Source organism: Bacillus cabrialesii, from assembly GCF_004124315.2.
GTDB lineage: Bacteria > Bacillota > Bacilli > Bacillales > Bacillaceae > Bacillus > Bacillus cabrialesii.
Genome location: NZ_CP096889.1, coordinates 187,571 through 199,433 on the forward strand (window position 1 = coordinate 187,571; position 11,863 = coordinate 199,433).

General features: G+C 43.9%; 10 protein-coding genes. 3 read left to right on the top strand and 7 right to left on the bottom strand.

Annotated features, from left to right (window positions below):
* Nucleotides 1–11 precede the first annotated feature (11 nt).
* From EFK13_RS21195 to EFK13_RS01100, 3 genes are all read left to right on the top strand, one after another.
* Entirely contained in the window at nt 12–299 is a 288-nt protein-coding gene (locus EFK13_RS21195; RefSeq protein ID WP_407062065.1) for a hypothetical protein, read from the top strand.
* A 245-nt stretch (nt 300–544) separates the two neighbouring features.
* Nucleotides 545–1,981, top strand: coding sequence for a SulP family inorganic anion transporter (locus EFK13_RS01095; RefSeq protein WP_129506913.1), 1,437 nt, complete (start codon nt 545–547; stop codon nt 1,979–1,981).
* A gap of 146 nt (nt 1,982–2,127) precedes the next feature.
* Nucleotides 2,128–3,048, top strand: coding sequence for a bile acid:sodium symporter family protein (locus tag EFK13_RS01100; RefSeq protein WP_075750495.1), 921 nt, complete (start codon nt 2,128–2,130; stop codon nt 3,046–3,048).
* 9 nt (nt 3,049–3,057) lie between these two features.
* Here the strand turns inward: EFK13_RS01100 and EFK13_RS01105 are convergent, their stop codons facing one another.
* The 7 genes from EFK13_RS01105 to EFK13_RS01135 all read right to left on the bottom strand — a co-directional run bounded on the left by EFK13_RS01105 (nt 3,058) and on the right by EFK13_RS01135 (nt 11,842).
* Entirely contained in the window at nt 3,058–3,810 is a 753-nt protein-coding gene (locus EFK13_RS01105; protein WP_129506912.1) for an alpha/beta hydrolase, read from the bottom strand.
* Nucleotides 3,807–4,817: an iron ABC transporter permease FeuC gene (gene feuC / locus EFK13_RS01110; protein ID WP_129506911.1), complete on the bottom strand. Its 1,011-nt coding sequence runs from the start codon at nt 4,815–4,817 to the stop codon at nt 3,807–3,809. The genes EFK13_RS01105 and feuC overlap by 4 nt, the downstream gene beginning before the upstream one ends.
* Nucleotides 4,810–5,814, bottom strand: coding sequence for a FecCD family ABC transporter permease (locus tag EFK13_RS01115; RefSeq protein ID WP_129506910.1), 1,005 nt, complete (start codon nt 5,812–5,814; stop codon nt 4,810–4,812). The genes feuC and EFK13_RS01115 overlap by 8 nt, the downstream gene beginning before the upstream one ends.
* Before the next feature lie 18 nt (nt 5,815–5,832).
* Nucleotides 5,833–6,786 (bottom strand): iron ABC transporter substrate-binding protein FeuA, encoded by a 954-nt coding sequence (gene feuA / locus EFK13_RS01120; protein ID WP_129506909.1) that lies wholly within the window; start codon nt 6,784–6,786, stop codon nt 5,833–5,835.
* Between the two features lie 90 nt (nt 6,787–6,876).
* Nucleotides 6,877–8,466 carry a bacillibactin transport transcriptional regulator Btr gene (gene btr / locus EFK13_RS01125; RefSeq protein WP_129506908.1) on the bottom strand — a complete coding sequence of 530 codons (1,590 nt, stop codon included), beginning with the start codon at nt 8,464–8,466 and terminating at the stop codon, nt 6,877–6,879.
* Nucleotides 8,467–8,655: 189 nt separating this feature from the next.
* A complete protein-coding gene (locus EFK13_RS01130; RefSeq protein WP_129506907.1) occupies nt 8,656–9,900 on the bottom strand; it encodes an exo-beta-N-acetylmuramidase NamZ family protein in 1,245 nt (414 codons plus the stop codon).
* 13 nt (nt 9,901–9,913) lie between these two features.
* Complete coding sequence (locus EFK13_RS01135; protein WP_129506906.1) at nt 9,914–11,842, bottom strand: glycoside hydrolase family 3 protein; 1,929 nt, start codon at nt 11,840–11,842, stop codon at nt 9,914–9,916.
* Nucleotides 11,843–11,863 lie beyond the last annotated feature (21 nt).

Genomic DNA, 11,863 nt, shown 5'->3' on the forward strand with positions numbered 1-11,863 from the left:
GAGGAAGGCTGGTGTCCATTGGATTTGATGATACGTATGAGGTGAAAATCAGGCCGTTCCAGCTGCTTTCTAATGGCGTAACGATTGTTGGGAGCAGTGAGGCACGCCAGATTATGGAGGATGCGGTATCATGTGCGGCGGACATGCCTCAGCTTTCAGAACTGATTACGGAGAAAACCTCGCTTGAGAACTATGAGGCTGCGATTCAGGAATTGATGGGTATAGATCCGTTGTCAGGTGATAGAAACGATATTACTGCAGTTAAAACAATTCTTGTTTCTCATCCGGAGATGATGTAATCAGCGAAATGGCTGGCAAACTTAGTTTGCCAGCTATTTTTTTCTTCAGCATTTCATCTTGCGTATTTGAGTAAAATTTAATATGATACTCTTTGTATAATAACTCCTTGCCTCAAATACAAAATACTCAACGTTTCCCCTTTTTCCCCGTTCGTTTTTCTTTTTATTTTCTTCCGTAAAATAAAGATAGCTTCCAATACAACAGATAGGGTGCGGATTTATTTTTTAAAAAGGAGTCGTTATATTTGAATAATAGTTTTACATTAAAACAGCAATGGTTCGGGAACATCCGAAAAGACATTCTTGCTGGCATTTTAGTTGCGTTAGCATTAATACCTGAAGCAATCGGTTTTTCTATTATTGCCGGTGTTGATCCGATGGTCGGCCTTTACGCGTCATTTTGTATCGCCATTTTAATTTCTATTTTTGGCGGCAGACCGGGAATGATTTCGGCTGCGACTGGCTCAATGGCTGTTGTTATGGTGTCGCTGGTTGCTGATTATGGCCTTCAGTATTTATTTGCGGCTACGATTTTAACAGGGATTATTCAGGTGATCTTAGGCATCAGTAAAATTGCGAGATTAATGAAATTCATCCCGCGATCTGTAATGATCGGTTTTGTGAATGCGCTGGCGATCCTGATCTTCTCTGCGCAGCTTCCTCAGTTTGAAGGGGCTTCTTGGGGCATGTATGCGATGCTTGCCGGATCGCTGGTTATCATATATGTACTGCCGAGGTTTACGAATGCGGTTCCATCTCCGCTTGTCGCGATTATTGTGATGACGATTATTGCGGTCACTTTTCATGTCGATGTACGGACGGTCGGAGATATGGGCAATATTTCTAGTTCGTTGCCACATTTCTTAATCCCTGATGTTCCGTTTACCTTTGAAACGCTGCAAATCATTTTTCCTTATTCGATTGCTTTAGCGTTTGTCGGATTGCTTGAATCTTTGCTGACAGCACAGATTATTGATGAAATGACGGATACGGACAGTGACAAGAATAAAGAGAGCCGCGGACAGGGAATTGCGAATATCGTGACTGGATTCTTTGGCGGAATGGCGGGCTGCGCGATGATCGGACAATCTGTCATTAATACAAAGGCGGGCGGACGCGGACGTTTGTCTGCATTTGTTGCCGGTGCTTTTCTAATGTTTTTAATTGCGGTGTTAAGTCATGTTGTGGTGAAAATTCCGATGGCTGCGTTAGTGGCTGTCATGGTGATGGTTTCTGTCGGTACATTTGATTGGTCTTCTTTAAAGGGCCTCAAAAAAGCGCCGCTCACAGACTCGATTGTCATGGTCGTGACTGTGATTACGGTTGTTGTGACGGACGACCTATCTAAAGGAGTATTCGTCGGCGTTCTCTTAAGTGCCGTGTTCTTTGTGGCAAAAATCTCGAAACTGAAAATTGTTTCTCACGCAGAGGATCAAAAGCTGAGAACATATCAAGTAAAAGGGCAAATCTTTTTTGCGTCAGTGACTGATCTTACCAATGCGTTTATTTATCAAGAGAATATTGAGCGAGTCGTGATTGACTTGACTGAGGCTCACGTGTGGGATGATTCAGGAGCGGCTGCCCTTGATAAGATTGTTGCGAAATTTAAAGAGCAAGGCATTGAGGCTGAGTTAAAAGGTTTGAACAATGCGAGTAAAAACCTTATGAAACAGATGGCATAATGTATGAAAGTCCAGATTGAATAGATCTGGGCTTTTTTATGTGACATAGTGTTGAACAGCATTGATATAATAGAGGAAGAAACAAATTTTTAATAGGGGACTTGCATATGATGCTTCAGAAGCTGAACCGTGTATTGGGGAGGGTGATGCCGCTTTTAACGCCGACTAGTGTGGTGCTGGGCGTGCTGCTGTCTCAGTTTTTAAATGGGTATGAAAGCGCCGTGCCTTGGATCTTTGCTTTTATTACGTTTGCAGGCAGTTTGAGCGCTAACTTTCAATCTTTGAGACATGCATTGTCTCACCCTCTTCCTATGATTCTTGCACTTTTTGTTCTTCATATTTTTATGCCGCTTTTTGCTTGGGGAAGCGGCCATCTGATATTCAAAGGCGATCCTTTGACGATCACCGGCTTAACATTGGCTGTTGTGATTCCTACCGGGATTACGAGCTTGATTTGGGCAGCGATGTACAAAGGGAATGTCGGGTTGACGCTTTCGATTATTTTGGTTGATACGGTGCTGTCGCCGTTGATCGTACCGCTGAGCCTTTCATTGCTGGCCGGCGCTCAGGTTCATATGGATGTGTGGGGAATGATGAAGGGGCTTATTGTGATGGTCGTAATTCCCTCTTTCCTAGGCATGCTGTTTAATCAGATGTCATCTCCTGAAAGAACTGCAGCTGTGAGCAGTGCGCTGTCTCCTTTTTCAAAGCTTTGCCTGATGGCTGTGATTGCGATTAACAGTTCGGCAATTGCTCCTTATTTCAAAGCGGTTGATTTGAGATTCATAGGTATAGCTGTGACGGTTTTCTTTATCGCGTTAACAGGCTATGCCGCTGCTTGGCTGATCGGAAAAATGATGAAAAGGCGGCAGGAGGAAATTGTATCTCTTATTTTTACGGGAGGCATGAGAAACATCAGTGCCGGCGCAGTTCTGGCCGTTACGTTCTTCCCGTCCCAGGTTGCCGTTCCCGTTGTTATCGGCATGCTGTTTCAGCAGATATTAGCTGCTTTGTTTGGCTATATGCTAAATCGTTTTGAATTAAAACCTGTTTTGCAGAAAGCATGAAAAAACCGCTCATTGGATTGAGCGGTTTTTTCCGTATAGCCATTCGAGCGCGGTGATGAACTGTTTGCAGAAGTACTTGTGGTGGTGCACCGCCCCTTCTTCAATTGAAAGACACAGATTGTCTTCAGTGAACCCTTTTTCTTTTAGACTTTGATGCACTTGTTTTGTATTCTCCAGCATATGTCGCTGAATGGATTGTTTTTCACGGCCTTCTTCACTGCCGACAGACATAAAAATACGCGCAGTATCGGGCTTTAAAGAAGATAAATGAATGGTTTCTACTGCGTTCTCGTACCAGTATGAACCTGAGATAGAGCCTATTTTCCCAAACACTGACGGATATTTTAATAAAGCGAACATTGAGATAAGGCCGCCTAATGAGGCACCGATTATTCCTCTTGATTGCGGTTCCCTGGTGACGTTCCAGTTTTCTTCAATAAACGGAATAAAGCGGTTTGTGATATCAGACAGATAGTGATATCCCAATCCGCCGAAGTCCGGAAACCGATCACTGAGTGATGCAGCTGGCCAAGGGGTGTATTCGTCAAGGCGGTTGTCAGGTTCGATACCGATCAGCACGAGCTCAGGCAGCATGAGCTGTTGAAATTTGCTTTCTAATAATTTGATTTGATCTTGAAATAAAGAACTGCCATCCTGTACATAAACAGCAGGAAATCTCCCGGTGTTCTGGCTGTAGGAAGGAGGGAGGTAAAGCGTGAACCTCCTTTTGCCGGCCTTATGCTCAGAAAGAGATCCGTTCACGCATTTTCCCCCTTTTTTTGCTTGAAAAGCAGATATAAGAAATAAGGAACACCGAGGATCGCCAAAATGATGCCTGCGGGCACTTCCGCTGGCTGAAAAAACAGTTTTCCGGCAAAGTCTGCGCTGATCACAAGCAACATGCCGATTAAACCGCTCAGCGGAAGGATGAAGCGGTGTTCGACACCGGCTAGTCTCCGTGCAATATGGGGAGCAATTAAGCCGACAAACGCCATGCTTCCTGCTACGGAGACACAGGCGCTGATGATTGCTACGCAGGCAACGAGCAGAATCGTTTTTTCTTTATTTGATGAAATACCGAGGCTTCTGACTGTGTCTTCATCAAAACGAATGGTATCGAGCAATCGGGATTTGGCGATAAGAATAGGTATAAACAGCAGCATCCATGGAAGAACGGCTGTGATATACGTCCAGTTGGCAGACCAGATGCTTCCGTTCTTCCACACCATGGCCATTTGATAGTCTTGCGGGTCCATTTTTAAAGATAAAAACAAAGACAAGGCGCTGAATCCTGAGTTGATCGCGATTCCTACCAGAATAATTCTTCCAGAATCTAAATTGCCTCTGTGCCATGCAAATATGTAAATCAGGATTGCCGCAATGAGTCCGCCTATTAATCCGAAAAACGGCATTCCCATCGCCGCAACTATGGATGTCACTTCTTTCTGGCCTTGGAACAAGAGCATAAACGCCACAATTCCGGCTCCCGCCCCTGCGTTGATACCCAGAATTCCCGGGTCTGCAAGCCCGTTTCTTGTAATGGCTTGGATGACGGCGCCTGCAATGCCAAGACCGAGCCCTATTATAGCTGCCATGACAACCCGCGGCAGTCTTAAATCGAACAGCAAAATTTCATACTGCGGATTTGGATCGATCTGAAAAAGAGTGGAGAGCAGCTCAGCCGGACGAACAGAAAAGGATCCGCTCGTTAAGCTGAAATAGCTGACAACGAGAATCAAAGCGATGAACACGGCGTATTTTTTAGCCATTTTGCTCCCCTCCTTTTCGTTTAATCAAATAAAGGAAGAAAGGTACACCAATAATAGATGTCACGACTTCAATCGGTGTTTCAAACGGATAATTGATAAATCTGCTTGCGAGATCACACAGGGTTAAAAAGATTCCGCCCAAGATGCAGGAACAAGGAATCAGCCTGCTGTAATCAGAGCCGACAAGAAATCTTGTGATGTGCGGAACAACTAATCCGACAAACGCAATTTTTCCGGCCAGCGCTACCGCACTGCCGGTTAAAATGATGACTGAAAGCATCGCCATGATTTTGATGGTTTTTTTCTTTTGTCCCAGACTCTTAGAAATGTCGTCTCCTAATGATACCGCGGTCACTTTTTTGCTGAGAGAAATGGCCATTACGATGCCAATCAGAAAAAACGGAGCGGCCAGCTTCAGGAAATCCGGACTCATTTGATGAAGTCTGGCGCTGTACCAGAAGCTGAGATCCTGTGAAATTTGAAAATATATCGACATGGCCGCTGATAAACTGCTGAGCAGCATGCTTGTGACTGTGCCGATGATGGCAAGCTGCACGGGGGTAAACCCGTTAGGCATCATGGCGGCAAGCGTGAACACTAACACAGCTCCTAACGCTGAGCCGATAAATGAGTAAATGATCATTTCAATCGGAGACGATTGCGGAAGCAGAACCATACAAAGCGTGATGATAAACGCGGAACCATCTGAAACGCCCATAATGGAGGGCGAAGCTAAATAATTGCGCGTAATGCCTTGCATAAGCGCTCCAGAAACAGCAAGGGCTGCCCCTATGAGCAGAGCGCCGGCAGCCCTTGGAATCCGTGAATGCCATATAATTTGATGGTCTGTGTTTCCCGGATCGAAATGAATAAGAGATGTAAAAACAACATCTGCGCTTAGATGCTTTGCTCCATATAGGATTGAAAGCAGCAGCGACAGTGCAATAGCAAATGGAGAAGTAATCAATATGATACGTGTCCACTGTTTTGAATACATACAAAAACCTACTCTAAATTAGTTTTGTGTCAATTTTTCAGCAGCCGCTTTCAGGAAGCGGACTTTGCTCCAAGCTGTGCCGCCTTGTGCAAGAGGATCCACTGAGTTGACGTACACATGATCTTCTTTGACTGCTTTCAGGCTTTTCCAGATTGGGTTTTTCTCTAAATCTTTTAAGGCATCGGGTTTGTCTGCATTTTCATCATCAGAAAATTGGACGAAAATATGGTCAGGATTCATTTCACTTAATTTTTCTAATGAAATCAGCTCCTGCGCTTTTGCAGCTTTTACTTCGTCCGGTGCTTTAAGACCTAAATCACCATAAAGTGTGGAGTTGAAGTACACTTGTTCAGGGTAAATGTAAATGTTGCCTTGTCTGATTCTGATGACAAGCGCTTTTGAATCTTTTGCTTTTTCATTGATTTTTGTTTTTGTTTCTTTTAGATCCTGATCATAATCTGCAATGATTTTTTTCGCCTTTTTCTCTTTTCCAGTCAGCTGGGCAAGCAGCATCATGTTTTCTTTCCAGTTAGAAGAGATATGGGAAACTGGGATCGTTGTGCCGGCTGTGCTTATTTTTTGCAATGTTTTTTCCGGGAATTTTGTGGAAGCAAGGATGACGTCTGGCTTCATTTCTAGAATCTTTTCGATGTTTGGCTCCATTTTTTCTCCGGTTGATTGGGCTTTATCAGTGATATCTTTGAACATATCAGGGAATTTGCCGGAGAATGAAATTGCGCCTTGAGGATGAACGTCAAGCAGTTTGGCGTCTTCCATTGATTCAACGCTTCCCGTAATGGCAATTTTGTCTGTCGGTACAGTTACTTCATATGTTTTATCCAGGTATTCAATTTTCTTTTTCTCAGATGCTGTGCCGCTTGCCTTGCTGGCAGTCGATTCGTTTTTGCTGCCGCAGGCTGCCGCTGTCAGCGCGAGAAGTAAGATTAATAAGGTTAAAGATATCTTTTTCATCTATAGAGCCTCCTGTTCAATTGATAACTATTATCAATTGGAATTATAGAGAATGAACTGATATAACACCATGGACAAATTCCAAATTTATCATGGACAATCACCGGATAGTAAAGAAATGGTTTGCTGAACGATCCGTTCGTGCCCGCAAGCAGAGTATTCATTCCAAGGGTCAAAGGATAGAAGATAAACACGGTGATTCCGCACCGCGCTTAGGCTTTGCCATTCCTCTGTCTGTTGCAACTGCTGGTAATAAGCAATGGTTTCAGGCTCTTTAAATAGAAAAAGCATGATGCAGTCAGCGTGGTAATTTGCGATATTTTCTAACGAAATAGCGTGTTCTGAAGGCATGTCAGCCGTATTTGCCGAGCAGAATCCTAAATCTCCAAAGAAGACTTCACGGACGCTTCGATTATGTGCCAGATAGAAGTTTTGCTTATGCAGCCTCAAAAAGAGAAAACGCAGCCCTTGGGCGTGCTGAAGTGTTTTTTTGGCGGCTTCCGTCTGCTGGTCATAAGCTGCGAGCCACTTTTCTGCTTCGGCCTCTTCTTTTAAGAATGAAGCGGTTTGCAGAAAATGAGTTCTCCAGCTTTCTTTTGAAGGAAGATACATGACTTCTGCGATGCGATTCAGTTGATTTTGTTCTTCTGGAGAAATAGAATCCAGGCTGAAAATTACATCTGGTTCAGCCTGAGATAACGTGTGCAGGTTTTCTTCCCATTTTTCATTAAACCGGTATGCGCTGAGCTGGACGGGGATATCTGTCGAATAATTTTGATAGTAGTAAGACGTCCATTTTGGATGCAGCGCGGCCGCAAACGGTATGTGATGAAGAGGAATGAGATGGCCCATTGTGCCCCTTCCGTAAGCGGCTATTTTTTTTCGGCGTTTTTTCATATAGCTTGTAGGTGAACAGCCTGTATGTTTTTTAAAGATTCTGCTGAAATAAAATTCATCCTGATAGCCGGTTTGATGAGCGATCTCTTTTAATTTGCAGTTTGATCTTGCCATGAGCCGTTTTGCTTTGGTAATTCGCGTTTTTGTGATGAATTCTGTTACGCTCTGACCTGTCCATTTTTTAAAGCTTTCGCTATAGTGTTTGGCGCTGATTCCCGCCATTTGCGACAACTGGGTTAGTGTCATTTTTGTATCGGCATGGGTTTCGATGTATTGTTTTGTTTTTTCGATTGCTGAATGTGTATCCGTCTGTTCAGATAAACTGGCAGTAAAGAGGTCATAAATCAGGCTTTGTACTTCAATCACACATTTCAGCTGAGAAAGCTGAGACGATTCATTCCATAGCGCAGCAAGCTCTTGAAGCCGGACGGCAAGGTTTTCGATATGTGAAACATTTACAAGTTTCAATTTGGCTAATTCCGCTTCTGTACATGGAGTTAGGATATCTTGCCCGGTTTCCTTGATATAGCTTTGAAGCCTGATCAGACAGGTATCTATATGTCCTTCAGCTGCTGGCGTAAAGCCGAAGGTCTCGTGAGGCGGACAAACATAGAGTGTCTTTTTTTGCAAAGGACTGACTCTTGTTCCGATCGAAATATGGCCGTTTCCTTTTAAATGAAAGATCAGCACGAATGAATCGGCTAATTGCTGTTCTGAGAAGAGATCACTGGTTTTTTTTAGATATTCAATTTGTATGGGATGATAAATCACTGTGTGTTGCAAGAGTAGACCACCTTTTCAGAAACATTCAATTGATAATCATTTTCAATAAAATTGTACCAAATAAATGAAAGTTTTCCTATATAAAGCTGGTGGGTTTTTGTTATGAAAAAAACCCTTACTCAGATATAAAAGTAAGGGGCTTTTGTTCGGTAAGAAAATGTTACACGTGTAACATACGATGCTTACGTCTTAATAGATGAGATATTTTTTTCTCGTTTTGTTGAATTGCTGGAGTGGTTTTTCGTAGTTGTCTATGATGTCTTCGATAGAAACGCTGTTTTGAATTTTTGTCTTGATCCAGCCGTTGCCTGCCAGTTTATCAAATGAACCTGTTGAGAGGAACTCAAAATCCTCAGGATAGAGATCGTGTATGGTTTTAATGAGTGATAGACCTGTTTTAACCGCTTCAAACTTTTCTCTGTCTGTCACGTAGAGCTGCACACCGTGGCAAAGGGTTCCTTGATGTTTAGAAAACGTCGGCGTAAAGGAAGCCGCCCTGAATGTGACGCCAGGCAGATTGAGGCCGTTTAATGCTTCTTCAAGTTCTGTGCTTTTGATAAAGGGAGCCCCAATCAATTCGAAAGGCTTTGTCGTCCCTCGCCCTTCGGATATATTTGTTCCTTCAATCAGTCCGGTTGCGGGATAAACAAAAGTGCTTTCCAGCGTCGGCATGTTAGGTGAAGGGAGGACAAAAGGCAGTCTGGTGTCGTCAAAATCCATTTTGCGTTTCCAGTGTTTCATTTTCACCACTGTCAGATCGGCATCAATGTCAAATTCCTTGTTGAACAGTAAAGCCAATTCGCCTATGGTCATTCCGTGCTTTAAGGGAATGGGATACAGTCCGACAAATGAGGCGTATTCAGGTTCTAAGACAGGTCCTTCAATATGTTTCCCGCCTTGAGGATTCGGGCGGTCCAGCACCATAAAAGGAATGCCGTTTTCTTTAGCGGCTTCCATTGCGTATGCCATTGTATAAATGTACGTGTAGTAACGGGTCCCGACATCCTGAATATCAAACATTAGAACATCGACATTTTTCAGCATCTCTGGTGTCGGTTTCTTTGTTTTTCCGTAGAGGCTGTATACGGGAATCCCAGTTTTTTCGTCAATGTAAGAGCCGACTTCGTCTCCCGCCTGAGCGTCGCCGCGGACGCCGTGCTCAGGGCCGAATAAAGCTGTCAGCTTGATATCGGGGTTCTCGTGAAGAATATCGACACTGCTTTTCAGAGATGCGTTTACGCCTGTTGGATTGGTGATCAAGCCGATTCGTTTTCCTTTTAGCCGCTTTTTAAAATCTGGTAAAAGCGTGTCTATGCCAGTTTGAACTTTTGTTTTTTTAGCCGTTTGATTCCTGAAATCGGGTGATGCTGAGGCAGCGGTCATCATTCCTAACATTATCAGCCCTGTGAGAAAAGCGTATATTGTTTTTCTCATGTGCCCCTCCTTATTAAAGCGGTTTGCCCGTTTTGATATTTAATCCGTAGCCATATGGATAAAGGATATCTCCCGGCTTCGTGACTGACGGAATGTCGACTGGAAGTGTGCCTTTAGGTTTTGCCTGACCGAATATCGCCCTAACGCCTGCCGGAATATTGGGTTGAAGATAACGGCCATTTGCATATCCTTTAAAGCCATAGACAGCAATGAGCGCCTTAGCTTCTTCAAAATTAGCTGCATCATATGGGTTTCGCAGGCTCATTAAGACAAATGGCTTGTTGTGCTGCAGAGCGGCTTTCATCACAGCCCTAGGAAATACGGTGGCCCATTTGCTTGAGTCTGATATGGTGTCGTCAATGACACCGTCGTTGACGACAGGATCGTTTTTCACGACATAGGAGCCGGTAATGATATAGTCAGCCTCTTTTACTCGTTTTTCATGCTCGGCATTAAATACTTGGTTGGCAAAATTGACTTTGCTGAGGGACACGGATTTGATTTTCTTTCGCTTGATGAGATCGTGAATGGTTTGTTCAATCGAAGCAGTTTGTTCTTCGTAAGGCGCGACAATTAAGATTCGGCTGTCTTTTTTAGGCTTAAACGGCAAGGTGTGCTGTTCATTTTTTAATACGGTCACTGCTTTTTCAGCTATTTTTTTCTCAGCTTTCAGGTGACGCTTGCTTCCTGCGATTTTCTGGGCTTTGACTATTTTTTCTTTTATGCTGTCGTCGTTTCGAGCTGGATATATGCCGCGTTTTATTTTCAGGGAAATGATTCTTTCAACTGATTTGTTGATTTGATGTTCAGGAATGTCTCCGTTTTTCACTGCTTCTTTCAAAGCTTGGATAACACGTGCGAATTTCTGTTCTTCTTTCAAAGAAGTAACGGAGGCAGGCATTAACGCAATATCAACGCCGGCTTTTACAGCCATGACCACAGCCTCTTCTTGGCCGAAATGATCCGCAATTGCTTTCATATTGAGAGCATCAGTAACGATGACGCCATTAAAGCCCATTTCCTGACGAAGAAGACCTGTCATCACTTTTTTCGAGAGTGTGGCAGGAACCAGAATGTCCGATCCATCGAGTTTGCTTTTGTATGTGGTGTCGTCAAAGGCAGGAAATTGAACGTGCGCTGTCATCACCATATCAGCACCGGCGTCAATTGCTCTTTGAAAAGGATAGAGCTCGACCTCACGAAGACGTTCTTGGCTATGGGAAACGAGCGGCAGTCCGTAGTGGCTGTCAACGTCCGTGTCTCCATGTCCCGGGAAATGTTTGAGGGCAGAGGCGATATCCTGCCGCTGCAGCCCTTTCATTGTATATAAACCGAGTCGTGCTGTCAGTTCTCGATTGGAGCTGAATGACCGTACGCCGATTACTGGATTATCAGGATTATTATTAATGTCCAAGACAGGACTGAAATCTGTATTAATGCCTAAGGCAGAAAGCTCTTTTCCAATAATGGTGCCCGTCTGATAGGCATTGATTCTGCTTCTGGCTGCGCCCAGCGCCATATTCCCTGGGAAATTAGTGCCCTCCCCTAATCTCGTTACGATGCCGCCTTCCTGATCAATACTCAGGATAAGCGGGATTTTAGGGCTCGCTTTTTGGTAAGCGTCTGTCAGCTGTACAGTTTGTTTTGTTGTTTTTACATTTTCTGCAAAAAGAATGACGCCGCCGAATTGATACTTCTTAATTAGGCCGGCGACTTCCTCATTCATTTCAGTAAAGGCTTGCGGAGAAGACTCGCTCTTCTTTTGCCAATTTCTGAAATCCGGCATTAGCATCTGGCCGAGTTTTTCATCTAACGTCATGCGATTGACAAGCTGCTTGGTATCAATTGAGTTGCTGGATAAAGCAGCTTTTGTTTGGCTGACGCCGAGAAAACATGAAAGAAAGAGAACGGCTGAAAGGATAAGCGGAAAGACAGGTTTCATAGAACTTCCTCCTATCGTCGA

Bases quoted from the DNA above. Each gene is read 5' to 3' on its own strand.
- EFK13_RS01100 (WP_075750495.1), top strand. From the start codon at position 2,128: ATGCCGCTTTTAACGCCGACTAGTGTGGTGCTGGGCGTGCTGCTGTCT.
- EFK13_RS01115 (WP_129506910.1), bottom strand. From the start codon at position 5,814: ATGTATTCAAAACAGTGGACACGTATCATATTGATTACTTCTCCATTT.
- feuC (WP_129506911.1), bottom strand. From the start codon at position 4,817: ATGGCTAAAAAATACGCCGTGTTCATCGCTTTGATTCTCGTTGTCAGC.
- EFK13_RS01130 (WP_129506907.1), bottom strand. From the start codon at position 9,900: ATGAGAAAAACAATATACGCTTTTCTCACAGGGCTGATAATGTTAGGA.
- feuA (WP_129506909.1), bottom strand. From the start codon at position 6,786: ATGAAAAAGATATCTTTAACCTTATTAATCTTACTTCTCGCGCTGACA.
- EFK13_RS01135 (WP_129506906.1), bottom strand. From the start codon at position 11,842: ATGAAACCTGTCTTTCCGCTTATCCTTTCAGCCGTTCTCTTTCTTTCA.